Source organism: Tateyamaria sp. 7Alg 36 (genome assembly GCF_059882455.1).
The window spans coordinates 1,125,120-1,149,080 of record NZ_CM187613.1 but is presented as its reverse complement, the minus strand read 5'-3'; the positions used below and the strand labels follow the sequence as shown (position 1 = coordinate 1,149,080).

The following is a 23,961-nucleotide window of genomic DNA, read 5'->3' as shown; positions in this document are numbered from 1 at the left end:
TCAGCGTGCATGCAACCGCATACGAAGCCTCTCGAAAACGAATGAAACGTGGGGATTTTGCACGAAATGCGCCTCAGGGCGCACCAGTTGCTCCGAGGTGCGGAACCAGCGCCTTTTGCACCATGCGCAGTTTGGACCGGCTGACCGGTGCAGGGGGCAATCCGTCGCCCTCAAAGATGCAGCGCCCCTTGTCCTTGGCCCGTTCGAACCGCGACACCATGGCCGGATTGACCAGATAGCTGCGGTGCGTTTGCAGGAACCCGATGGGTGTCAGGCGCTTGGAAGCTTCGGTGATGGGCCAGACGCAGAACATGCGATCTGTGCGGGTGTAGACTTGGGTATAGTGCCCGTCCGCGCGCAGCAGAGCGACCTCGTCCGGTGCGACGAACACCTTGGCCCCGTCCCGTTCGCAAGGGATGGCGATGGCGGCCTTGGTGGCGACGGGGGGCGTGGGCGCGTCCGGTGTTTCGGTCTCGGGCGCGGTCACTGGATCGGGCGCGGTCGCGGGGGCGGCGGGGATCAGATAGGTGATGCTGACCCACAGAAACGCGCCAAAGATCACAAAGCTGGAAAAGATCACGCCAAGGGCCAGCACCTCGTTGCTCATCCTCGGGCCGAATTCGGACGGGTCGGGGGCGGCGACGAACTGCGTGCCTGCCATGGCCAGAAAATGCACCGACACCACCGCCACGGCAAAGCATACGGTGCCCGCAAAGATGTTGCGGTTTGTGCGCCGCCCATAGGCCACGCGGAAGGCCAGCATGCACAGCCCGATGGCAGCGAGCGACGACAGAACGACCCCCATTGCGGGATAGATCGGGCGGCACAGCTTTAGCCCCGCCATACCGATGTAATGCATCAACAACACGCCCACCCCGACCAGCGCGCCCGCAGCGGCAATGCGCAGCGGCGTGCGCGGGGTGAAGTGCAGCAGGATCAGCGCCGCGCCCACAACCAGTATGGCTGTCAGTGCCGAGATCAGGGTGATCGCCGCGTCATAATAGAACAGCACCGGCAATTGCAGGCCCAGCATCGCGACGAAATGCATCGACCAGATGCCGCCCCCCAACGCGACCGAGGCAAGGGCGACTGACAGTTGTTTTTGGGGCACGGACTTGCGCGCAAGGTTGCGCGTCAGGGACAATCCGGTGAAGCCCGCCGCCAGCGCCACCACGCATGACATGATGACCAGCAAGAGGTTATGCGTGAAGGGCAGGGTGTCCATAGGCGCGAAACTGCCCAAAAAGGCGGCGCTTGGCAAATTGAGAATTGCCGCCCCGCACCGGATAGCACTGCCTGTGGCACGCGCACCATTGCGCGATACCGTTCCCTGCGCTCTGCTGACAAAGGGACATGGGTAGATTTCTGGCGCGATGCCGGTATTGTCACTCCCGTATCGTGATGAAGGAGATTAAGCCGTGCAGCGAAACCGTTTTTTAGGTGATGTCCTTTCGACCCTGTTCGACTACCGCGCCAGCATCAGTGGCGTCACAGATAAACGGGATATTTTCGAACTCTGCCGCGCACTCTTGTCCGAAGAAGGCGAGGTATCGGGCCTGCGTCTGGCGACGACAATCCTCAAACGGTATCGCGCGATGGATGATGCGGACAAACCGGCGTTCTTCTCGTTTCTCAATACCGATCTTGATATTGATGCGGCCAAGCTGTCGGATCTTGCACTGCAATATGCGGATGATCCCACGCCCGCCACCTATGCCGCCCTGTCGCGTGCAGCCGAGGCGCGGCGTCAGGAATTGCTGCGCCGCCTGAACCAGCCCCTTGGGGCGACTGCCGATATCGTGGCGATGCGGGTCGATCTGCTGCGCATCATCAAGGACGATCCCAGCCTTGCACGCATGGACTATGATTTCGTGCACCTGTTCCGCAGTTGGTTCAATCGCGGCTTCCTCGTCCTTAAGGCGATCAACTGGGACACGCCTGCGCGTATTCTGGACAAGGTCGTGGCCTATGAGGCCGTACACCAGATCAGCGATTTCGACGATCTGCGCCGTCGTCTTTACCCGCCGGACCGCCGCTGTTTTGCCTTCTTCCACCCCGCCATGCCGGACGAGCCGCTGATCTTTGTCGAAGTGGCGCTGACCGAAAAAGTACCCGGCTCGGTGACCAAGCTGCTGTCCGAGGACCGCACCCCGCTTGAGGCCGAAGATGCCAAAGTCGCCGTGTTCTATTCGATCTCGAATTGCCAGAAGGGCCTGCGCGGCATCAGCTTTGGCAACCTGCTGATCAAACAGGTCGTGGCCGAACTGTCCTCGACCTTTCCGCAACTGGAAAGCTTTGTCACCCTGTCGCCCATCCCGGGCATGATGGCGTGGATCAAGACGCAGACCGAGGTGGAAGAACACGCGAGCGCGGCCACCGCGATCATCGAAGGGCGCGCCGAACCGCAGGATGTGCGGGCCATGGCCGCGCGCTATCTGCTGAACGCAAAACGGCCCGACGGTTTGCCCGTCGATCCGGTGGCGCGGTTCCACCTTGGCAACGGCGCGCAGGTCTATGATATCCACGCAGATGGTGACACCTCGCCCAAGGGCATGGCCCAGTCGAGCGGGGCGATGGTCAACTACCTTTACGATCTGTCCAAGACAGAGCGTAACCACGAGGACTTCGCCCTGCGTCAGATCGTAACAGCGGCCAAGCCCGCCCGCGCACTGGCCAATGCGACGTTACTGGCCAAACCGACAGAACCCGCCGTTTAGGACATCTGCCACGTCCCCCGTCATGCGGCGCTGGCGGGGGCACATTTGCCATGTGCAGGGGCCGCGCAAGCGGCTACAACCCCGCCCATATTGCGGTGCCCGTCGCCGTCCTGTCCCCTATGAAGAAGGCCTAGTCATGAAGCGTTCAAGAATTAACGACATCATCACCGAATCCGATGAGATGATGCGCCGCTTTGGCTTTGTCATGCCGCCCTTTGCCTATTGGTCACCCGAGACGTTCAAGGCCCGCAAGGATCAGGCGCGCAATGTGATCGACGCGCGCTGTGGCTGGGACATCACCGATTATGGCGCGGGCGATTACGACGCGATGGGCCTGTTCCTGTTCACCCTGCGCAACGGGCGTCTGGCCGATCTGCAACGCGGTGGCGGCATGTGCTATGCCGAAAAGTTGCTGATCTCGAAACAGGACCAGCTCAGCCCGATGCACACGCATATCCTCAAGGCCGAGGATATTATCAACCGTGGCGGCGCGACCTTGGTGGTGGAACTCTTCGGCTCGGATGACAGCGGCAACTTTGCCGAGGATCAGGGCGGCACTGTATTCTGTGACGGGATCGAAACGCCCTATGCGGCGGGGCAGAAACTGCGCCTCGCACCGGGTGAAAGCGTGACCCTGATGCCCGGTGACTGGCATGCCTTCTGGGGCGAGGGCGGCGATGTCCTGATCGGTGAGGTGTCGACCGTGAATGACGACGAGAAAGACAATATTTTCCGCGCCCCCATCGGTCGTTTCGCAACTGTGGAAGAAGACGTGGACCCCAAGCACCTGCTGGTCAGCGATTACGCCACTTGGCTGGCTTGAACAGGGTAACAGGGCGCACGCAATGGCGCGCCCTGTAGACGATTAGCCGTCGTAAAGGCCGACCGAGCGCGCGCGCAATTTTACCAACGCCAGAACGGTGTCGATGGTGGGGGTAGGCGTGTCGGTGATGCGCCCCAGTTCCTGCACCGACCCGACCAGCGCGTCGATCTCCATCGGGCGGCCCGCATCAAGGTCTTGCAGCATCGACGTGCGGTGCGCGCCCACGGCGGCCCCGCCGTCGATACGCCGTTCCACGTCGATGGGGAATTTCACGCCCAGCTTTTCCGCGATCTCTTGCGCCTCGACCATCATGCCGCGCGCCACGGCGCGGGTGCCGTCATCGGTGCACAGCACATCCAGCGTCGCATGGGTCAGCGCTGAGATCGGGTTGAACGACAGGTTGCCCCACAGCTTGACCCAGATTTCATCGCGCAAGCGCGGCCGCACCGGCGCCTTGAGGCCCGCCGCCGACAGCGCCTGTGACAGGGCCACGGCGCGGTCGGATTTCGATCCGTCCGGTTCGCCAAGGCTGAACCGGTTGCCTTCGATATGGCGGATCGTGCCGGGTTCAGACACCTCGGCCGCCGGATAGACCACACAGCCCAGAACACGGTCGGGGCCGAATCCGTCCCATTGCGCATTGCCCGGATCGACCGAGGCCAGTCGCGTGCCTTCCAGATCGGTGCCGATCTTGTGGAAATACCACCACGGCACGCCGTTCACGCCGCTGACGATGGTGGTGTGATCGCCGATCAGGGGCTGCATTGCAGGCACCACGGGGGGCACCGAATGCGCCTTGAGCGTGACAATCACATAGTCCTGCGGCCCCAGATTGGCAGGATTTTCGCTGGCCGTGACCTGTACAGTTACAGGGTCTTTGTCCTCTTCTATCAGGGTCAGGCCTTGGTCGTTCATCGCCGCCAAATGCGGGCCGCGCGCCACAAGGCTGACATCTGCGCCCGCCTGCGCCAGTTTTACGCCCATGTAACCGCCAATGGCGCCCGCGCCAAAAATACAGATTTTCATGGGGTTATGCCTTTTCCACGAGGCCCAGCTTTTCAGCCAGACCAATCCGTTGCATCTTGCCAGTCGCGCCTTTGGGGATTTCATCCATGATGATGACTTTGCGCGGCACCTTGAAATCGGCCATGCGTTCGGCGGCAAAGCTGCGGATATCCTTGTCGCTCGCCTCTGATCCCTCGCGCAGGACCACGGCGGCGGCGACTTCTTCGCCCAGTTTGGGGTGGGGCAGGGCAAAGGTCACGACCTGCGCCACATCTGGGTGATCCAGCAACACACCATCGACCTCCAGCGGGCTGATCTTTTCGCCGCCGCGGTTGATGATTTCCTTAAGGCGGCCCGTCAGGTGCAAATACCCCTCATCATCGAAAGCCCCCTGATCGCCCGTGCGGAACCAGCGCGCGCCTTCATAGTCAAAGAAGTTCTTGGCGTTTGCCTCGGGGTTGCTTTCATATCCCGGTGTCACGTTCGGCCCCGAAATCACCACTTCGCCCGTGCCGTCGATCAGGTGGTTCTCGGTCTCGTGGGCGATGCGCATTTGTGGACCGGCAGGGATGCCCACCGCACCGGGTTTCTGGGTGCCGGATTCAAGCGGGTTGCAGGCCATCTGGTGCGCCGCTTCGGTCATGCCATAGGCTTCGACCACGGGGGCGTTGAAGGTTTCGTTCAACTGCACCATCACCTGCGCGGGCAGGCTGGCCGAGGACGAGCGCAGGAAGCGCAAAGGCGTGTCCTTGATCACATCAGCATTGCGGCCTGCGCGGCTCAGGATGGCTTGGTGCATGGTTGGCACGGCAGTGTACCAAGTTGGCTGTGCCTCTTTCATCCAGCTGAAAAACCGCAGCGCATCAAAACCCGGCGCACACCAGATCGACGCACCCGAGGCCAGCGATGCCGCCACGGCAGCGATCAGCCCGTGGATGTGGAACAGCGGCATCACGTTCATGCAGCGGTCGGCCTCGGTCAGCTTGAGGCTGTCGCGGATGTGTACGGCGCTGGCGGCCACATTGGATTGCAAAAGCGGCACGATCTTGGGGCGCGAGGTCGTGCCAGATGTGTGCAGGATCAACGCCACGTCATCGCCTTCGGGCGTGCGGGTGGCGGCGTCGGCCTTGATGTCGGAATGCAGCGTGAAATAGCCCGCAGGCGCGCCTTCCGGCACGGAAAGGCGGATCACATCCATGCCCAGCGTCTGCGCGGCGGCATAGGCGGGGCCGTCATAGCCGTCGGCCACCAGCAAGGCGCGCGCCTTCAGGTCTTCGAGGTAGAAGGCGTATTCGTCCTCGCGGTAGGCGGGGTTCAAAGGGGCGGTGGTCGCGGCCTGCGCCACGGTGACAAAGGCGGTCGCCATTTCCGGCCCATTCGGCAGCACGATGGCCACGCGCTGTGCGGCATCAATGCCCATGGCGTTCAGGCTTGCGGCGACCTCGTCCGTCAGGTCGCGCAACCCGCCATAGGTTAACCAGGCACGGTCCGGCGCGCCAATCGCGGGCTGGTCGCCTTCGTGGCGCGCGATCAACGCTTTTAATGTCGTGTCCATAAATCTCGTCCCTTGGTTCCGTTATCTCTGTTTCGCGGGCCTGCGCCCTGCGGATTTTTGTCAGAATATGCGCCGCCGTCGCGCGACATCAAGGCAAGTTAAAGATGTGCCGTAACGGGACGGGGCCGTGCCTGTGCGCGCGACCCTGAGAATATGGAGGAAACGTCAAGTGGACAGGCGCCGGAAAACCGTGACTGCGCCGCTGGTTCAGACCACAGAAACCTCGAGGCTGCCCAGTCCGTCGATACGCAAGACCATGACATCGCCCTTTTCAACCGCTGCCACGCCTGACGGCGTACCCGACAGGATCACGTCGCCTGCTGCCAGTTCGAAAAAGTCCGACAGGTAGGAAATCATTTCCGGCACCTTCCAGATCATCTGGTTCAGATCGCCCTGCTGACGCACATCGCCGTTCACCGTCAGTTCAATTTGGCCCTGATCCGGATGGCCGACATCCGTAACCGTATGGATCGGGCCGCAAGGGGCCGAACGCTCAAAGGCTTTGCCCACTTCCCACGGGCGGCCCATCTTTTTCTGCACGCCCTGCAAGTCGCGGCGTGTCATGTCCAGCGACAGGCCATAGCCATAGACATGGTCCAGCGCCTGTTCGACGGGGATGTTGGTACCGCCGGATTTCAACGCCACCAGCATTTCTGCCTCGTGATGCACGTCGCTCGACTGGTCGGGGTAGGGGAACACACCGCTCGGGTCGAGGTTGTCGGGGTTCTTCTGAAAGAAAAACGGATCGTCACGGTCGGGGTCATGGCCCATTTCGATCGCATGGGCGGCATAGTTGCGCCCGATGCAATAGACCCTGCGCACGGGAAACTTGGCGTCCGTCCCGTGGACGGGCAGGGCGGTGACGGGCGGCGTTTCGATCACGTAGTCGGTCATGGGGGGCTCCGGTCGAGGGATTCGTTTTGAGGGGAGGGTATGGGGCGCTGTCGGATAGATCAATCCAAACCAATCTTAAAATTGGCGGTTAAACCGTTGCTGGAACGTGCAAATCGGTGCTATTCCCAACCTTATGAGTGAATTGGCCAACCAATTAACCAAACACGTCACCGATCCCGTGCAGGCTGAACCCTCTGCGCGGGTAAACGACGTGGCCGCCCTACGCGCCTTCATAGCCAAGGGAGGGTATGGTGCAGGCGACAGGCTCCCGTCCGAGCGTGCCTTGTTGGTCGAGCTGGGGATGCGCCGTAATGCGTTGCGCAAGGCGCTTGATGCGCTGGAACACGAGGGCGCGATCTGGCGGCATGTGGGCAAGGGGACGTTCGTGGCCGCCGCCGACGCATCGAAAACCGTCGACGCCATCGCATCATTGGGGCGGCAGATGACGCCGGTGCGGATGGTGCAGGCCCGGCTGTGCATTGAACCCGCGCTGGCCCGCGAGGCGGCGATCCATGCCTCGCAAGGCACGCTGGCCCAGATGGAACAAGCGATCCGCGCCACGCGCGCCGCCACGACTTGGGCGGAATACGAGGCGCAGGATGATTTGTTCCACCGCGCCGTGGCGCAGGGGTCGGACAATGTGCTGCTGCTGACCCTGTTCGACAGCCTTAACGCAGTGCGCCGTGCGGTGGTGGGCGGCAGCGTGGTGCGCAGCACGCCCAAGCCGCTGCCGGATCACAAGAGCTTTGAGGAACACGACCGCATATATGATGCGATCCGCGCCCGCGATCCCAATGCCGCGCAAGGGGCGATGCGCCAGCATATCGGCTCGGTCTCTGACAGGCTGTTCGGAGAGGGCTAGCAAGCCCATAAAGCGCCGCGCGCAACACCAGTCCGACCGCACGCGCTGGCCGTCAAACCCGACAGTCCCATACGCACGCCCCTTCACCGACCCTACGTTTTGCGCATAACGCGCAGGGCGGGTGGCGCAGGCCGCATCAAACCGCTAATACTCCGCCAACTTCGTCTGACATCCAGCCGGATGGCGGGCGAGTCGTGAACTTCGGGGCGTCATGCCCCGCGTGATTTGAACAGACCAGAAGGTAATCGAATATGGCCAGCAGCACGTCTTCCGACATCATCTACACCAAGGTGGATGAGGCACCCCAACTTGCTTCGGCGTCCCTGCTTCCGGTAATCCAGTCCTTTGCTGCCGCCGCTGGCGTGTCGGTCGGGGTCAAGGATATCTCGCTTGCCGGACGTATCATCGCGGCCTTCCCCGAGAACCTGACCGACGCACAGCGCCAGTCCGACGATCTGGCCGAACTGGGCCAACTGGTGAAACAGCCCAACGCCAACGTCATCAAGCTGCCCAACATCTCGGCCTCGGTGCCGCAGCTTGTTGCCGCCGTAAAAGAGTTGCAGGACAAGGGCTATGCCATTCCCGACTATCCTGCCGATCCGTTCACTGACGCGGAAAAGGAAATCCGCGCACGTTTCGACGCGATCAAGGGCTCTGCCGTGAACCCCGTGCTGCGCGAAGGCAACTCCGACCGCCGCGCCGCCAAAGCGGTCAAGAACTACGCCATGGCAAACCCCCATTCGATGGGCGAGTGGAAATCCGACAGCAAAACCGTTGTCTCCACCATGTCGGGCAATGATTTCCGTTCGAACGAGAAATCCGTGACGCTGAGCGCCGAACAGGCGGGCGATGCGCGCATCGAACTGGTGGGTGCGGATGGCAACGTTACCGTGCTGAAAGACGCAGTGCCTTATGCCGCTGGCACCGTGGTCGATGCGACCTTCATGTCGGCACGCGCGCTGGATGCCTTCCTTGCCGAACAGATCGCCGAGACAAAAGACGCAGGCACGCTGTTCTCGCTGCACCTCAAGGCGACGATGATGAAAGTGTCGGACCCGATCATCTTCGGCCACGCGGTCAAGGTGTTCCTGCAACCGGTCTTTGACAAGTTCGGTGACGATCTGGCCGCAGCGGGTGTGAACCCGAACTCCGGTCTAGGCGCGGTGCTGGATCAGGTCGCGAAAATGGACAACGCGGACGAGATCAACGCCGCCATCGACGCCGTCATGGCCGAGCGTCCACCGATGTATATGGTCAACTCCGACAAGGGCATCAGCAACCTGCACGTCCCGTCCGATGTAATCATCGACGCCTCAATGCCTGCGCTGATCCGTGCAGGCGGCAAAGGCTGGGGGCCGGATGGCGAACCTGCCGACACAAACTGCGTCATCCCTGACAGCTCTTACGCTTCGGTCTATGACGAATCCGTGTCCTATTTCAAAGAAACCGGCGCGCTTGACCCGCGCACCGCAGGCACCGTGCAGAACGTCGGCCTGATGGCCCAAAAAGCCGAGGAATACGGCTCGCACCCGACCACGTTCGAAATCCCACATGCAGGCACCGTGCGCATCGTGCTGGCCAATGGCGATGTGCCGCTGGAACACGCTGTGCAAGCGGGCGACATCTGGCGCTCGGCCTCGACCAAGCAGGCCCCGATCGAAGACTGGGTCAAACTGGCCATTTCGCGCCAGAAGGCCGAAGGCTGTCAGGCGATCTTCTGGCTGGACGAAAGCCGTGCGCATGACGCGGAACTGATCAAATACGTAACACCGATCCTCGAAGCCGAAGGTGTCGCGGACAAGTTCCAGATCATGACCCCGCGTGACGCGACCCGCCTGTCGCTGGAAACCATCCGTGCGGGCAAGGATTCCATTGCCGTCACGGGCAACGTGCTGCGCGACTACCTGACCGACCTGTTCCCCATTCTGGAACTGGGCACCTCGGCCAAGATGCTGTCCATCGTCAAGCTGATGAATGGCGGCGGCATGTTCGAAACCGGCGCGGGTGGTTCGGCCCCCAAACACGTCCAGCAGATCCAACAGGAAAACCACCTGCGGTGGGACTCGCTGGGTGAGTTCTGTGCGCTTGGGGAAAGCCTGAAGTTCTTGGCCGAAACCAAGGACAACGAAAAGGCGCGCATCCTTGGCAACGCGGTGGACCGCGCGACCCAAGGGGTGCTGGACAACAACAAGTCGCCAGCACCGCGCGTCGGGCAGACCGACAACCGCACCAGCCACTACTACTTTGCGCTTTACTGGGCGCAGGCGCTGGCGTCGCAGAACGAGGACGCAGCTCTGCAAAGCCACTTTGCACCCATCGCCGCCGCGCTGGAAGAGAACGAAGATAAGATCCTTGCAGAACTGACAGCGGATGAAGGCAACGCGGCCGATCTGGGCGGGTACTACCTGACCGATGCGGACAAGACCGCCAGCATCATGCGTCCGTCCAAGACCCTGACCGAGATCCTCGGCTAAGGCGCAAGGCTGCACGTTATCTGTCGGCCCGACGGGGCGGACAGACACCGCGAAGGCGCGGGGGGCTTCCCCTCGCGCCTTTGTGCATTTTCGGGGGGCGGCTACAGCAGCGCGGTGCCTAGGCTGCGCCCGCTCTCAAAGGCATCCTCGGCGGTGGCACCCAGACACCAGTCACCGCACAGGCCCAGACCTAGCCCCGTGTCCAGCACATGGCTTTGCCCCAAGGCGGTGCGGGTCAGCCCGTAACGCCAACGATGCGCCATGATGATCGCGGGCGCGACGGGATCACAACCGATTGCGTCGAAAAACGCAGGCAGCAGCTGCGGCGCGACATCCTCTGCGGGATGTTCCAGATGTTTGCGGCTCCAGTCAGCTCCGGCCTGAATGACCCAACCGTCACCGCGCCCGCTGCGCTGCGGTTTCGCCCTCTCGCGGGCAAGGGTGGCAATCGGGCCGTGATCGTAGCGCTGAAAGGTCAGCGGCGTCTCAAGCGGGGCGTCGAAACCGACCATGACGGTCCAGCACGGGTCCATCTCCACCGGCGCGATCTGTGCCGCTATATCGGGCCACGGGGCCACCAGTTCCAGCGCTTGCGGCTGCGGAATGGCCAGCACCACGCGGTCAAAGACTATGCCCTGCGCCTCTTCGGGGCCGTCCAGCGTCCAGCCCTGTGCGCTGCGCGACAGGCCCGTCACCCGTGCGGTTTTGTGGATGCATAGCCCCTCGGCCAGCGGTTTTACAAGGCCGCTTGCACCAGGCAGACCGGTCCAGCCGCGCCCCGCATCCCAGAACGCAGCTTGTGGGTGATCTGTCAAAAATGCAGTGAATTCAGTCGTTTCAGGGCGCATGACAATGGCACCGTGGTCGAATTGCCAATTGTCCCTGCGCCGCGTGGCGATGCGCCCGCCAAGGCCGCGCCCTTTGTCAAAGACCGTCACTGCCTGTCCGGCATCTGCCAGCATGCGCGCACAGCTTAGGCCCGCAAGCCCTGCGCCGATCACGGCGGTTTTCATGTTTCGCGCCACTGCCGGCCCCTTTTGCCCTTGCCTGTTCGTCTATCAGGGTAGGGCGCGCAGGGCGGTGAACAAGCGCAAGGCGTCAGGGGCGCGTCAGGCGACCTTGTTGCCTTGGCTCCAGACCCCGCGCAGCACTGGTGTCTCGCCCATCTCGCGCACGCGCACCACGTCCCCGCGCAGGCCGACCTTTAGGGCCCCGCGATCCGTCAGGCGCACGGCGTGGGCAGGGTTGGTGGTCACGGTCGCAATGGCACGCGGCAGGTCGTCCCAGATGCGCGCAAGGCGGAAGGCCGACAGTAACAGGGCCGATGGCACGTAGTCGGACGAGACGATGTCCAGCAGGTCCGCCTCTGCCAGATCTTGGGCCGCGACATTGCCGGAATGCGATCCGCCGCGGATCAGGTTCGGCGCGCCCATCATCACGGCGATCCCGTGCTGGCGGCAGGCTTGTGCGGCCTCGATCGTGGTGGGGAATTCGGCAAATCCGACGCCGTTCTGCGCCGACGTGTCCACGTGGGCCGCTGTGGTATCGTCATGGCTGGCCAGCACGGCACCGAGGCGGCGCGCTTCCCTCACTGCGCCGACCTCATGCGCTGCGCCAAAGCGGGCCTGAAGTTCCAGCAAGCGCGCCACATGGTCCTTGAACTCCGCATCGTCCATACCGCGTTTCTTGGCCACATAGGTTTTCAGCGCCGTGAGGTCGCGGAACTGGCGCTGTCCGGGGGTATGGTCCATCAGGCTGACAATGCCGACGCGATCCTCGGGGCCGAAATTCGCCAATTCCTCAAGCAGCGTTTCGGAACAAATCTCGGCGCGCAGGTGCAGGAAGTGGCTGATCTTGAACATGCCCTGTGCGCGTGCTGCCAGCAATTCGTTGGCAAGCGTGCGGGCATAATCGGTATAGCGCGCCTTGCCGCTGTGGATCGACCCGACGCGCATTGCGTCAAACACCGTGGTGATACCGGTGGAGGCAAGCTCCGCATCATGGGCCAACAGCGCGGGCAGGTGGGGCCAGTCCACCTCGGGGCGGGGTTCGATGTGGCGTTCCACATTGTCGGTGTGCAGTTCCACCAATCCGGGAATGACAAGGTCGCCAGCGCAGTCTACCGCTCCGGTCGGTACGTGGTCGCCTTGGGTGATGTCGGTGATGACGCCCTCAGTGATCGAAATTGCGCCCGTGACCACCTGATCTTGCAGGACAAGGCGGGCATTGGCCAAAACCAGCGTGCCGGATATATCGCTGTCACAAACGGCTGCCACAGAGGGCGCGAGGATAGGGGAATTCATGTCATACTCTCGATTTGCGATCTATTACGTGCCGCCCGAAGGGGCCTTGGCCCAATTCGGTGCGGAATGGCTTGGCTGGGACGTGGTGCAGGGGCGCGCCTGTGCGCAGCGCGATGTGGACGGTCTGGCCGATGTCACCGCGACGCCCGCTAAATATGGTCTGCACGCCACGCTGAAACCGCCCTTCCGGCTGGCACAGGGGTGCAGCCGTGACGGGTTGGAACAGGCGGTGGCCGATCTGGCGGCGCATTGTGTGCCTGCGCACTGCGGCGGATTGGAACTGACCCCGCTGGGCCGGTTCCTTGCGCTGACCCTGCGCGGCGATACCAGCGACGTGGCGCGGGTGGCCAGCGCCTGTGTGCGCGACCTTGATACCTTCCGCGCCGCACCGGAGGCCGCAGAACTGGCGCGCCGCCGCTCGGCCAACCTGAGCGCAGAGCAGGACGCGCTGCTGACCCGCTGGGGCTACCCTTACGTGATGGAGGCGTTCCGCTTTCACATCACCCTGACGGGCCGCGTGCCCAAGGCCGACCTGCCCGCATGGCGCGAGACCGTGGCGCAGCATCTGCCGGACCTGCCTGCGCCCTTTGTGATGGACCAGATCGCCCTGTGTGGCGAGCGGCCGGATGGTCGGTTCGAGGTGATCCATCGCTATACCCTTGCCGGTTGAAGCAGCGCCGCCGCCCGCGCCACGGCGTCGGCCAGCGGGCCGTCATTGACCACTTCGATCACTTGCAGCCCGTCGGGCAAGGGCCGCTCGGCTTGGGCCAGACGTTTGGCGATGTCGCCCTCACTCTCGCGCCCGCGCGCGGCAAGGCGGCGTGCCAGCGTTTCGGCTGGCGCGGTGATGTGCAGCACCACAAGATCGGGAAACGCCTCTGCCGCCTCGGCCAGCGCGCCGCGTGACAGGTTGACCAGACAGTCGGTGCCCTTGTTCAACTGGTATTTCACTGTGATCGGCACGCCATAGAACAACCCGTGCGCGCCCCAGTGTAGGGCAAAGGCCCCGTTTTCCACCATTTGCGTGAATTCGGCAGGGGTGACCGCGTCATAGACCTCGCCCCCCAGTTCGGGGGCGCGGGTGATCACACGGCGCACCAGATGCAAGGCGGGCATCGCATCGCGCAGCCCCGCCATCACGCTGTCCTTGCCCACGCCCGAGGGGCCGACGACCCCGATCAGGCGGCCCTGTCGCGCGGCACTTCCTTCCGCACGCGCCGTCATGCCGCCAGTCCCGGTGTGAACTGGCCCACGTCAATCTCGCGGTCGCACACCTGTGTGCGCGCCGCCTCGTCGTGGAAGATACCGATGATCGCCGCACCGCGTGCCTTGGCCTCTTCGATCAGGCGCAGCACCACGGCGCGGTTCGTGGCATCAAGGCTGGCCGTCGGTTCATCCAGCAGCAGCGCGGGATAGGGGTGCGCAAAGCCGCGTGCGATGTTCACGCGCTGCTGTTCGCCGCCCGAGAAGGTCGTTGGCGACAGGGACCACAGCCGTTCGGGGATGTTCAATTGCGCCAGCAGGGTCTGTGCGCGCGCCTGTGCCTCTGGCGCAGGGACACCTACGGCGCGCAACGGTTCGGCCACCACGTCCAGCGTTGCCACACGGGGCACCACGCGCAAGAACTGGCTGACATAGCCAAGGCATTCGCGGCGCAGATCAATGATGTCGCGCGGCTTGGCCCGTACCAGATCGACCCCGCCGATGCGGATCTCACCGCGTTGCGTCAGGTAGTTGCCATAGATCATCCGCATCAGCGTCGACTTGCCCGCACCTGAGTTGCCGGTCAGCGCCACACATTCGCCCGCAGCGACGGACAGGGACACATCCCGCAGCACTTCGATCACCGCACTGCCCTGATTGTGCAGGGTAAAGGTCTTGGACACGTTGGTTAGGTCAATCATCATTCACACCTGCAATACGGAACTGACAAGAAGCTGGCTATAGGCGTGCTGGGGGTCGTCCAGCACCTGATCGGTCAGGCCGGATTCAACGACGCGGCCCGATTTCATCACCATCAGGCGGTCGGCCAGCAGGCGCACAACGGCCAGATCGTGGGTCACGATAATTGCCGACAGGCCCATGTCGCGCACCAATCCGCGCAGCAGGTCCATAAGGCGCGCCTGCACCGATACATCCAGCCCGCCGGTCGGTTCGTCCATGAACACGAGGCGCGGGCCGGTCACAAGATTACGTGCGATTTGCAGGCGCTGCTGCATGCCGCCGGAAAAGCTGGTGGGACGGTCATCCATGCGTGTCGCGTCGATCTCGACCCGCGTCAGCCAGTCGGTCGCGGTGGCGCGGATGTCGCCGTAGTTGCGCGCCCCCACCGCCATCAGGCGTTCACCCACATTGCCGCCCGCGCTGACGCCCATGCGCAGCCCGTCGCGAGCGTGCTGGTGCACAAAGGCCCAGTCGGTGCGCCCCAGCATCCGGCGCTCGGGTTCGGACATGGTGACTGTGTCTTTCGGCCCGTCGGCGCGGGTGTCGAACACCACCTGTCCCGCATCCGGCACCAGATGGCCCGCCATGCAGTTCAGCAGCGTGGACTTGCCTGACCCGCTTTCTCCGACGATGCCCATCACCTCGCCCGGGTAGAGGTCAAAGGACACGTCCGTGCAGCCGATATGCGCGCCGTAATGTTTGCGGATGCCCCGCACCGATAGCAACGGATTCATGCCGCGTCCTTTCCACCAAGTGTTCCGGTATGGCCCGCCGCCTGTCGCGCCGCGCAGTAATCTGTGTCGGAACAGACGAACATGCGCCCGCCCGCGTCATCGACGATCAACTCGTCAAGATAGCTGTCCTCGGCACCGCACATGCCGCAGGGGTGGTCGGCCTTGGTGGCTGTGAACGGGTGGTCCTCGAAATCGAGGCTGACCACTTGTGTGTAAGGGGGCAGGGCATAGATCCGCTGTTCCCGCCCCGCGCCGAACAGTTGGATCGCCGCCATATTGTCGAGCTTGGGGTTGTCGAATTTCGGGATCGGTGACGGGTCCATCACATAGCGCCCCTCGGCCTTGACCGGATAGGCATATGCGGTGGCGATATGGCCGTGGCGGCTGATGTCCTCGTAAAGCTTCACATGCATCAGCCCGTAATCTTCCAAGGCATGCATCTTGCGCGTCTCGCTCTCGCGCGGCTCAAGAAAGCGCAGCGGTTCGGGGATCGGCACCTGATAGACGATGATCTGCCCCTCGCGCAGGGCCTTTTCGGGGATGCGGTGGCGGGTCTGGATGACCGTGGCGGCGTCTGTTTCCGTGGTGGTGGCGACGCCAGCGGTGCGTTCGAAAAAGCTGCGGATCGATACGGCATTCGTGGTGTCATCCGCCCCTTGGTCAATGACCTTGAGCGTGTCGTCGGGCGTCAGCACCGCCGCGGACACCTGCACGCCGCCCGTGCCCCAGCCATAGGGCATCGGCATCTCGCGGCTGGCAAAGGGCACCTGATAGCCGGGGATCGCCAGCCCTTTCAGGATCGCGCGGCGGATCATCCGCTTGGTCTGTTCGTCCAGATAGGCAAAGTTGTAGTCGGTCATCACACGGCCCTCGGGGCTGGCACGGCGGTGTACGGCGCGCCGTTGTGGTCAAAGGGGAAAGAGGCGGGCGCGCATAGGCACGGCAGTGCAGTCATTCCGCAGCCTCCTGCATCTGAACGGCACCCGCCTCGCGGCGCAGTTTACGCACCAGTTCCATCTCGGACTGGAAGTCGACGTAGTGGGGCAGTTTGATATGCTCCAGAAAGCCCGTCGCCTGAATATTGTCGGCATGGTAGAGGACAAATTCCGCGTCCTGCGCCGGCGCGCCCTCGTTTTCCTCGCCCAGTTCTTCCCATCGCAAGGCGCGGTCGACCAGTGCCATGGAAATCGCTTTGCGCTCGGTCTGGCCAAAGACCAGCCCGTAGCCACGGGTGAATTGCGCCGGTTCGGTTTTGGAGCCTGCGAACTGGTTCACCGTTTCGCATTCGGTCAACGTCACTTCGCCGATCTCGACCGCAAAGCCGAGTTCGGGGATGTCCAGTTCGACCGGCACCGCGCCGATCCGCAATTCGCCGACAAAGGCGTGGTTGCGCGCGTATCCCCGTTGGGTCGAATAGGCGAGGCCAAGGGTAAACCCCTCGTCAGCGCGGGTCAGCGCCTGCAGGCGCAGGGCGCGACCGGCGGGCAGTTCCAACGGTGCGCGAGTCAGGTCCGGCGGCGGGGTGTCGTCATGGGGGGCCGCTTCGATCAACCCTTCGCGGTTCAGGAACTCGGTCACATGGGGCACCGCGTCCTGCGTTGCCTCTTGGGTCGGGGCGGTGGGAACATCACCTTCAGCGGCCAGTTTGAAATCCAGCAGGCGGTGCGTGTAGTCAAAGGTCGGGCCCAGCACCTGACCACCCGGTACGTCCTTGAACGTGGCCGAGATACGCCGCTCGCACGCCATCGCGCCGGTATCGACGGGACGCGACGCGCCGAAACGGGGCAGGGTGGTGCGATAGGCACGGATCAGAAAGATTGCCTCGATCAGATCGCCGTGTGCCTGTTTGATCGCCAATGCGGCCAGATCGGGGTCGTAGATTGACCCTTCGGCCATGACGCGGTTGACGGCAAGGCCAAGTTGTTCGCGGATCTGACCCACGTCGAGTTCGGCAATATCCGTGTCGCCGCGCCGTTCCTCGGCCAGCCACGCATGGGCATTTTCGATGGCGCGCGCGCCGCCTTTGACAGCCACATACATCAGGACACCTCGGTCGTTCGGGGCAGCGCCGCAAGGCGGTCGCCGCTGGTGAAAATGAAATCCAGCCCCATGGGAAAGCGCGCCGCGTTGGCCTGAAAGGCCGCTGTTTCCGGCAGAGACAGGGTCGCGGTTTCCTTGATCCCCGGTCCGCGCAGATGCGCGCCGTTCTGGATGAGGTCGGGCATTTCGACAATCAGGGTGGCGGAACGGTCGGGATAGGCCGCGCTGCCCACCGGATAGGGTGCGAGCGGCATCAGCGCGTCCCATGTGCCAAGCGCGAACATCGCCTGTTCCGGCCCCACGAAGGGCGCGCCGGTGTGAAAGGCGATCCATGCGCGCACTGCGTCGCAATCCATGTCGCCCGCAAGGTAGATCGGCGTTTCGCTGTCGCACAGGGTCAGCACCACAGCGCCCGCAGCGGCAGACATGGGCGCGGGCGGTTCAACGCCGCGCATCATGTGGATGGTTCCGGGACGGGCCATCGCCTCCATCACGGCGCGGAACAGGTGGGCGGAATGTATCGCCGGATCGGAAAGCCCGCCTGAAAGAAGTTCGGCCTGCATCAGTCTTCCCCTCGCGCCATGGTAAAGAATTCGACCTTGGTCGCGGCGGCCTTTTGCGCGCGCGCGGTTCGGGTCGCTGTGAGTTGCTGTGATAGCGGGTCAATGACGGCCGCCTGCACGGTTGGCGCGGCGTCGGTCTGCATCAATGCATCGACCAGCGCAGCGGCCTCGGCATCGGCCTTGCGCCGCCCTTGGATATAGGCGTGGCCGACAATCCCGTCCGCAAGGGTCAGTGCACAGCGCGTCACCGTCACTTCGCCCAGATTGAACGGCGCGCCGGTGCCACCCATGCGACCGCGCACCATGGCGCTGCCGATCTCGGGGGCGCGTAGCCACGTAAAGTCGGGGCGCGTCACGGCCTTGTCCAGCAAGGCGGCAACCTGTCCCGCAGGGGCCTTGGCCAGCACGCCCATCCACGCCTTGCGGGCGCTATTTTCGTCAAAACTGTCTTTCATCTCGACAACTTTTCCATTTCCTATACAACTATACATATTCTACCACATCGCCCCGTCAGGGACAGAGGAGATTTGTGAAACTTGCGTGACACATCCGGCAAAACACCGATCTGGCAGGCCATTGCGAACGCCTTGCGCGCCGACATGGCCGAGGGGCGCTATGGCGCGGGGGACAAGCTGCCGACCGAGGCGGCGCTGGCCGAACGGTTCGGCGTAAACCGCCACACGGTGCGCCACGGCATTGCCGCGCTGGTTGAGGAAGGGTTGGTGCGCACGCGGCGCGGGGCGGGGGTCTTTGTCGCCATGCCGCCCACCGATTACCCGATCAGCAAGCGGGTGCGGTTCCACGACAACCTGATCGCCGCAGGGCGCACGCCGGACAAACGTATCCTCACGATCGAGGCGCGCGCCGCCACCAAGGGCGAGGCCCGCGCGCTGGCCATTACCGAGGGCGATGCCATCTGTGCCTATCACGGGCTGTCGCTGGCCGATGGTATGCCTGTCGCCCTGTTTGTAAGCATGTTCCCGCAAGAGCGCCTGCCGGGAATTGCACAGGCCCTGGCCGGTGGGGGCAGTGTGACGGCGGCGCTGCAAACGGTTGGCGTGGCGGATTATACCCGCGCCTCGACCCGCCTCACGGCGGTGCGTGCAACTGCCACGCAGGCGCTGCATCTGCACCTCAAGGAAGGCGATCCGCTGTTGCGGTCTACAGGTGTGAATGTGGATGCCGATCAGGTGCCGCTGGAATACGGGCGGACGTGGTTTGCAGGTGATCGCGTCACGCTGACGCTTGATCTTTAGCCCGCACCTCGGACGCCTGTTGCCCCTCGTATTTCTCCAGAAATGCCTCAGCCGACAGGGTGCGGAAATCCGCGAGGGTAGCGCGCAGATCCGCGTGCGACCAGTCCCACCACGCCAGCGCGATCAGCCGCTCGGCAACCTTCTTGGGCTGGCGCAGGCGCAGCGGTTCGGCAGGCGTGCCCGCCACGATGGTGTAGGGGGCGACATCCTTGGTGACGATAGCTCCGGCGGCAACCACCGCCCCGTGGCCCACCGTCACCTCGGGTTTGACCATCGCGCTGGCACCGATCCATGTGTCATGGCCGATATGGGCAAGGCGCGATGCGCGCGCGGTGAAAAAGGCGCTGTCGTCCTCGGCATCATCCCAATAGGCGCTTGAGCGGTAGGAGAAGTGATGGCACGCCGCCGTGTCCAGCGGGTGATCCGTCGCGCCGATCCGGCTGAAGGCGGCGATATTGGCGAACTTGCCGATCCGCGCATTGGCGATGTCGGCATAGCGGTCGCAATAGCTGTAATCGCCCATCTGAACGCCCATGATACGGCTGCCACGCCCGATCTCGGTATAGGCACCAAAGATGCTGCCTGTGATCTCGCAATCGGGGTGGACCAGTGGCCCTTTGGAAGACAGGCGCGCCATCAGTCCTTGCGCCTGATCAGACGCCCGCGCAGCCAGCCCGACAGCCAGTCCATAAACATGACCATCACGATGATCAGCACGATGTAATAGGCGACTTCCTCCCAGTCTTTCTGGGTCTGGATCGCTTGGGTCAGCATCAACCCGATGCCGCCGCCCGTGATCGCGCCGATGATGGTGGCCGACCGTGTATTGGATTCCAGAAAGTACAGGATTTGCGCGGCCAGCACCGGCACCACCTGCGGGATCACGCCAAAGCGATAGCGTTGCATGGGTTTTGCACCCGTGGACGCGACGCCTTCGATCTGCTTTTGATCCACGTTCTCCAGCGCTTCGGAAAAAACCTTGCCGAATGTGCCGGTGTCGGTGACAAGGATCGCCAGCGCACCTGTCAGCGGACCAGGACCAAAGGCGCGGGATAGAACCACCGTCCAGATCAGCGCATCCACACCACGCACAAAGTCGAACAGCCGCCGCGTTGCGGCGCGCAGCGCCATAAAGGGGGAAAACCGCCGTGCCGCGAGAAAGGCAAGCGGCAGGGCAATGATCGCCGCGCCCATTGTGCCAAGGAACGCCATCAGGATCGTCTCGCCAATGGCCCATGCGACATCCTTGTGCCGCCACATCGCGTTGTTCCACCAATCCGACAGCGCGCCGGTGATGTTGGGGCGGGTCGGGTCGATGCGGTCCGCGAACAGGATCTCGGGCAGGCTGTGACCGTGATAGGGGCTGTCGAGGGTGAACCAGAACAGTTCCCACCCTGCGAAATAGTTGAACACCTCGGTGCGTGCGTCGGTCAGGGTGATGCGCCCTTCGGGTGTGGTGATGGCGACGCGGCGGTCCGAGGCGGAAATCCACTCGGGCAGGGCGTCGGGCAGGTTGGTGGTGACAACGCGCCCTTCGGCCTGTGCCGTGATCAGCGGGAAGTCGGGGATTGCCACCTCGGTCCGGTTGTCGGGCAGGTAGCGCACCGTATGGCCACGGCCAAGGTCGATGGTGGTGATCGCATCACCGCTGACCCAGTCGGGGCGCATGCCGTCGGGATAGCGGCCCTTGCGCTCTCCCTCGACCGTATAGGAAACCTCGCCCGAGCGGTTGTCGCGGGTCACGTGGACCTTGTGTGACCAGCTGTCCGACATCAGCGTCAGGGCATTGTCCAGATTGGCGCGCTGCGCCAAACCGGACAGATCAAAGGCCACAAAGATATAGGCGAAATAGACAGCCACCAGCGCCGGAACGCCGAATGCCATCAGGCGTTTGCGTTGGAACAGCCGGTCGGCGTTGTGCTTGAAAAGGTCAAGGTCTGCGGTGCTCACGGGCGCTGTCCTTCGGTCAGACGGTTGCGGAAACGGCTGGAAAGCTGGTCAAAGAACACGATGGTGCCGAACAGCAAGATAAAGATGGCCGCCGCTTCGTCGAAACGGCCCGGCCCCCATGCCATGGCGTTGCGCAGCTCGTAGCCCAAGCCGCCCGCGCCGACGAAACCAAGGATGGCCGAGGCGCGGATGTTGATCTCGAACCGCAGCAGGCCATAGCTGATATAGTTGGGCGCGACCTGCGGCAGGATGCCAAGGATCATCCGCTGGGACCAAGTGGCGCCGGTGGATGCCAGCCCCTCAAGCGGTTTGAGATCGGCGTTTTCGGCCACTTCGGAGAACATCTTGCCCAATGCGCCAGCGGTGTGCAGCGCGATGGCGATCATCGCTGGCACAGGCCCGCCGCCCAGAACAAAGATTAGCACCAGTGCGACGACAATCTCGGGCACGGCGCGCAGGATGTCGGAGATGCGGCGGAACAGGGGGATCAGGCGCGGCCATTTGGCAAGCCCCCGCGTGCCCAGCAGCGACAGGACCAGCCCGCCCATCGCGCCCAGCAGGGTAGACACGGCGGCGATGTTCACTGTCTCGACCAGAGCGGGGAAGTATTTGACGATCAGTTTCGGCAGGTCGGCGCGTTTTTCCCATGCCTCGGACAACACGTCGGCAGGGTAGTCGCCCACCTGATGCAGCCCGTTCCAGAACCCGCCCGCATTGCGGTCGTCGGCCACGTTAAAGCCCGTGACCATCAGCAGCACGAACAGCAGCAGGGTGATGCCCCCATAAAGGCGGCGGCGTTGTACCTGCGCCATATAGGTGGACTGGATCGTGTCCACGTGGCGCGGTGCGCGTCCCAAGGTTGTCTCTGTCATGCGGTCCCCGCGAAAAAAATGACCGGTGGCCCCGAAAGGCCACCGGTTGCGTCATGAAAATTGCTTAGCCGCCGATTTTGGCCTGACGGGCCGCAATGACGGAGTCATATGTGGAGTGTTCTACCGGCTGGAAGCCGAGCGTTTCGCCCGCTGCCACACCGTATGCGCAATCCTGATCTTTCTCGTGCAGGCCATCGACCAGCGCGACCATTTTGGCCTTTACGTCGTCGGGCAGGGCCTTGCGCAGCACAACCGGACCTTCGGGGATGACGTTGGATTTCCAGATTTCGACCAGATCGTTCATGTCGACCAGACCGGCATCAACTGCCTTGCGCAGCGCGCCGGAGTTATAGCCGTCTTCCCAGTTGCCCTGACCGTCGGCCCATGTGACGCCCGCGTCGATGTCGCCGTTGGTCACCGCAACGATGGTCTGTTCGTGACCGCCGGTGAACTTGACCTCGCCGAAATATTCACCGGATTCCATTGTGATGCCGTCTTTGGCCTGCGGGATCTCGATGGACGGGATCAGATAGCCGGAGGTGGAGTTCGGATCGCCAAAGCCGAAGACTTTGCCTTCCATGTCGTCCAGCGACGTGATGCCTGTATCTTTGCGGGCAAAACCGATGGAGTGATAGCCGATGGAACCGTCGATATTGACCTTGACCAGCACAGGCTCGACCGCTTCGGGGTCTTGCAGATAGGTCGCGGCATAGGCTGACGCGCCCAACCAAGCCATGTCGATTGTGCCGCCCAGCAGGCCTTGGATCACGCCGTTATAGTCGGCAGGGGCGAACAGTTTGGTTTCAACGCCCAGCACTTCGGTAGTGTAGTCCTGAAGGCAGGAATAGCTGTTCATGCGGTCCTGTGCGTTTTCACCGCCAAGGATGCCGATGCGGAATTCGGTGATCGTGTGACCGTCGGCCATGGCGGCTGTGCTCAGCGCGGTTGTGGCGGCAAGCGTAAGTGCAAGTGTCGATTTCATCTCGTGTCTCCGTGGATGAAGGGATTTGTCCGCACATGCGGAAGGGCAACTGGCTCAGACAAAGGCTTCCGCGAGGCGGACCTCTTCCCTGTCCAGTGTTTCGATTTCGGTGGATGTGGCGGCTTCGGAGAAATCCGCGCCCGCGCCATAGATGTCGCGTGCAACGCCGGTGGTCAGTTGCTCGGGCGTGCCGTCAAAGACGATGCGCCCGTCGCGCATCCCGATCACGCGGTCGCAATAGCGCCGTGCCGTGTCGAGCGTGTGCAGGTTGGCGATAACCATGCGCCCGTCTTCCTCGTGGATGGTGCGCAGAGACTGCATCACGATCTGCGCGTTCATCGGGTCAAGGCTGGCGATGGGTTCGTCGGCCAAAATGATCTTGGGGTCTTGCATCAGGGCGCGGGCAATCGCGACGCGCTGTTGCTGGCCCCCCGACAACGCCTCGGCCCGTTTGGGGGCCTGTTCGGCAATGCCCAGACGGTCAAGTATTTCGATCGCCTTGTGGATGTCCGCCTGCGGATAGAGGTTGAACATCGTCGCAAGGGTCGAGCGTTTGTTGAGCGTGCCGTGCAGCACGTTCGACACCACGTCCATGCGCGGGACAAGGTTGAACTGCTGAAAGATCATCGCGCATTGCGACTGCCAGTTGCGGCGGGCGGCGCCGCGCAGGCCGGTGATGTCCAGACCGTCGCAGGTAATGGTGCCTTCGCTCGCGTCACTCAGGCAGTTGAGCATGCGCAGCAGCGTCGACTTGCCCGCGCCAGAGCGTCCGATGATCCCGATCATGCTCGGGCTGTCGACACGGATATGTGCCGCGTCCACCGCAATCTTGTCCCCGAACCGTTTGGTCAGTGCATCAATTTCAAGCATATCGCCCCCATGTTTAACGGGGCGAATACGGGGCCGACGCGACAGCGACATGACGGTTTTGATTCAGATTTCTGACAGGGTGATGAAAGAATTGTAACGCTGCCCGCCGCTGCGCCA

The 23,961-nt window shown here is 63.1% G+C and carries 24 protein-coding genes; 6 read left to right on the top strand and 18 right to left on the bottom strand.

The window, feature by feature from the left end; translation table 11 throughout:
• Window positions 1–73: 73 nt before the first annotated feature.
• Window positions 74–1,225, bottom strand: a complete 1,152-nt coding sequence (locus AC6GQJ_RS05510) for an MHYT domain-containing protein (protein WP_500772566.1) — start codon at window positions 1,223–1,225, stop codon at window positions 74–76.
• 193 nt (window positions 1,226–1,418) lie between these two features.
• Here AC6GQJ_RS05510 and AC6GQJ_RS05505 point away from each other — a divergent pair, with 193 nt between their 5' ends.
• On the top strand, window positions 1,419–2,717 hold the full coding sequence (locus AC6GQJ_RS05505; protein ID WP_500772564.1) for a malonyl-CoA decarboxylase: 1,299 nt from the start codon (window positions 1,419–1,421) through the stop codon (window positions 2,715–2,717).
• Between the two features lie 136 nt (window positions 2,718–2,853).
• On the top strand, window positions 2,854–3,540 hold the full coding sequence (locus AC6GQJ_RS05500; protein WP_500772562.1) for a D-lyxose/D-mannose family sugar isomerase: 687 nt from the start codon (window positions 2,854–2,856) through the stop codon (window positions 3,538–3,540).
• A gap of 42 nt (window positions 3,541–3,582) precedes the next feature.
• Here AC6GQJ_RS05500 and AC6GQJ_RS05495 read toward each other — a convergent pair whose 3' ends face one another.
• The 3 genes from AC6GQJ_RS05495 to AC6GQJ_RS05485 all read right to left on the bottom strand — a co-directional run bounded on the left by AC6GQJ_RS05495 (window position 3,583) and on the right by AC6GQJ_RS05485 (window position 6,994).
• A complete protein-coding gene (locus AC6GQJ_RS05495) occupies window positions 3,583–4,566 on the bottom strand; it encodes a 2-dehydropantoate 2-reductase (RefSeq protein WP_500772560.1) in 984 nt (327 codons plus the stop codon).
• 4 nt (window positions 4,567–4,570) lie between these two features.
• A complete protein-coding gene (locus tag AC6GQJ_RS05490) occupies window positions 4,571–6,100 on the bottom strand; it encodes an acyl--CoA ligase (protein WP_500772558.1) in 1,530 nt (509 codons plus the stop codon).
• Window positions 6,101–6,307: 207 nt separating this feature from the next.
• Entirely contained in the window at window positions 6,308–6,994 is a 687-nt protein-coding gene (locus AC6GQJ_RS05485) for a fumarylacetoacetate hydrolase family protein (protein WP_500772556.1), read from the bottom strand.
• 142 nt (window positions 6,995–7,136) lie between these two features.
• Here AC6GQJ_RS05485 and AC6GQJ_RS05480 point away from each other — a divergent pair, with 142 nt between their 5' ends.
• Window positions 7,137–7,856, top strand: a complete 720-nt coding sequence (locus tag AC6GQJ_RS05480; protein ID WP_500772554.1) for a FadR/GntR family transcriptional regulator — start codon at window positions 7,137–7,139, stop codon at window positions 7,854–7,856.
• Window positions 7,857–8,107: 251 nt separating this feature from the next.
• Window positions 8,108–10,330 carry an NADP-dependent isocitrate dehydrogenase gene (locus tag AC6GQJ_RS05475; RefSeq protein WP_500772552.1) on the top strand — a complete coding sequence of 741 codons (2,223 nt, stop codon included), beginning with the start codon at window positions 8,108–8,110 and terminating at the stop codon, window positions 10,328–10,330.
• Between the two features lie 101 nt (window positions 10,331–10,431).
• Here the strand turns inward: AC6GQJ_RS05475 and AC6GQJ_RS05470 are convergent, their stop codons facing one another.
• Both AC6GQJ_RS05470 and AC6GQJ_RS05465 read right to left on the bottom strand, forming a co-directional pair.
• Window positions 10,432–11,343, bottom strand: a complete 912-nt coding sequence (locus AC6GQJ_RS05470; protein WP_500772550.1) for an NAD(P)/FAD-dependent oxidoreductase — start codon at window positions 11,341–11,343, stop codon at window positions 10,432–10,434.
• A 96-nt stretch (window positions 11,344–11,439) separates the two neighbouring features.
• Window positions 11,440–12,633: an alpha-D-ribose 1-methylphosphonate 5-triphosphate diphosphatase gene (locus tag AC6GQJ_RS05465; protein WP_500772548.1), complete on the bottom strand. Its 1,194-nt coding sequence runs from the start codon at window positions 12,631–12,633 to the stop codon at window positions 11,440–11,442.
• On the opposite strand from AC6GQJ_RS05465, the gene AC6GQJ_RS05460 reads away from it, so the two are divergent.
• Window positions 12,632–13,303 (top strand): DUF1045 domain-containing protein, encoded by a 672-nt coding sequence (locus AC6GQJ_RS05460; protein ID WP_500772546.1) that lies wholly within the window; start codon window positions 12,632–12,634, stop codon window positions 13,301–13,303. The two genes, AC6GQJ_RS05465 and AC6GQJ_RS05460, sit on opposite strands and share 2 nt — an antisense overlap.
• Here AC6GQJ_RS05460 and phnN read toward each other — a convergent pair.
• The 7 genes from phnN to phnG all read right to left on the bottom strand — a co-directional run bounded on the left by phnN (window position 13,285) and on the right by phnG (window position 18,369).
• The gene (gene phnN / locus AC6GQJ_RS05455; protein ID WP_500772544.1) at window positions 13,285–13,857 is read right to left on the bottom strand and encodes a phosphonate metabolism protein/1,5-bisphosphokinase (PRPP-forming) PhnN; all 573 of its coding nucleotides are present in this window, start codon (window positions 13,855–13,857) and stop codon (window positions 13,285–13,287) included. The two genes, AC6GQJ_RS05460 and phnN, sit on opposite strands and share 19 nt — an antisense overlap.
• On the bottom strand, window positions 13,854–14,537 hold the full coding sequence (gene phnL, locus AC6GQJ_RS05450; protein WP_500773815.1) for a phosphonate C-P lyase system protein PhnL: 684 nt from the start codon (window positions 14,535–14,537) through the stop codon (window positions 13,854–13,856). Before phnL ends, phnN begins: the two co-directional genes overlap by 4 nt.
• 3 nt (window positions 14,538–14,540) lie before the next feature.
• Window positions 14,541–15,311, bottom strand: coding sequence for a phosphonate C-P lyase system protein PhnK (gene phnK / locus AC6GQJ_RS05445; RefSeq protein WP_500772542.1), 771 nt, complete (start codon window positions 15,309–15,311; stop codon window positions 14,541–14,543).
• A complete protein-coding gene (locus tag AC6GQJ_RS05440) occupies window positions 15,308–16,171 on the bottom strand; it encodes an alpha-D-ribose 1-methylphosphonate 5-phosphate C-P-lyase PhnJ (RefSeq protein WP_500772540.1) in 864 nt (287 codons plus the stop codon). Before AC6GQJ_RS05440 ends, phnK begins: the two co-directional genes overlap by 4 nt.
• 91 nt (window positions 16,172–16,262) lie before the next feature.
• Window positions 16,263–17,351, bottom strand: coding sequence for a carbon-phosphorus lyase complex subunit (locus tag AC6GQJ_RS05435; RefSeq protein ID WP_500772538.1), 1,089 nt, complete (start codon window positions 17,349–17,351; stop codon window positions 16,263–16,265).
• Window positions 17,351–17,914, bottom strand: coding sequence for a phosphonate C-P lyase system protein PhnH (gene phnH, locus AC6GQJ_RS05430; RefSeq protein ID WP_500772536.1), 564 nt, complete (start codon window positions 17,912–17,914; stop codon window positions 17,351–17,353). The genes AC6GQJ_RS05435 and phnH overlap by 1 nt, the downstream gene beginning before the upstream one ends.
• On the bottom strand, window positions 17,914–18,369 hold the full coding sequence (phnG, locus tag AC6GQJ_RS05425) for a phosphonate C-P lyase system protein PhnG (RefSeq protein ID WP_500772534.1): 456 nt from the start codon (window positions 18,367–18,369) through the stop codon (window positions 17,914–17,916). The genes phnH and phnG overlap by 1 nt, the downstream gene beginning before the upstream one ends.
• Window positions 18,370–18,450: 81 nt before the next feature.
• Between phnG and phnF the strand changes: the two genes are divergently transcribed.
• Window positions 18,451–19,170 carry a phosphonate metabolism transcriptional regulator PhnF gene (gene phnF, locus AC6GQJ_RS05420; RefSeq protein WP_500772532.1) on the top strand — a complete coding sequence of 240 codons (720 nt, stop codon included), beginning with the start codon at window positions 18,451–18,453 and terminating at the stop codon, window positions 19,168–19,170.
• Here phnF and AC6GQJ_RS05415 read toward each other — a convergent pair.
• The 5 genes from AC6GQJ_RS05415 to phnC form a co-directional block, all read right to left on the bottom strand.
• Entirely contained in the window at window positions 19,148–19,807 is a 660-nt protein-coding gene (locus AC6GQJ_RS05415; RefSeq protein ID WP_500772530.1) for an LbetaH domain-containing protein, read from the bottom strand. The genes phnF and AC6GQJ_RS05415 overlap by 23 nt on opposite strands.
• The gene (gene phnE, locus AC6GQJ_RS05410; RefSeq protein WP_500772528.1) at window positions 19,807–21,120 is read right to left on the bottom strand and encodes a phosphonate ABC transporter, permease protein PhnE; all 1,314 of its coding nucleotides are present in this window, start codon (window positions 21,118–21,120) and stop codon (window positions 19,807–19,809) included. The genes AC6GQJ_RS05415 and phnE (AC6GQJ_RS05410) overlap by 1 nt, the downstream gene beginning before the upstream one ends.
• Window positions 21,117–21,992 (bottom strand): phosphonate ABC transporter, permease protein PhnE, encoded by an 876-nt coding sequence (phnE, locus tag AC6GQJ_RS05405; RefSeq protein WP_500772526.1) that lies wholly within the window; start codon window positions 21,990–21,992, stop codon window positions 21,117–21,119. Before phnE (AC6GQJ_RS05405) ends, phnE (AC6GQJ_RS05410) begins: the two co-directional genes overlap by 4 nt.
• 64 nt (window positions 21,993–22,056) lie before the next feature.
• Entirely contained in the window at window positions 22,057–22,974 is a 918-nt protein-coding gene (gene phnD, locus AC6GQJ_RS05400; RefSeq protein WP_500772524.1) for a phosphonate ABC transporter substrate-binding protein, read from the bottom strand.
• 54 nt (window positions 22,975–23,028) lie between these two features.
• A complete protein-coding gene (gene phnC / locus AC6GQJ_RS05395) occupies window positions 23,029–23,844 on the bottom strand; it encodes a phosphonate ABC transporter ATP-binding protein (protein ID WP_500772522.1) in 816 nt (271 codons plus the stop codon).
• Between the last annotated feature and the right edge of the window lie 117 nt (window positions 23,845–23,961).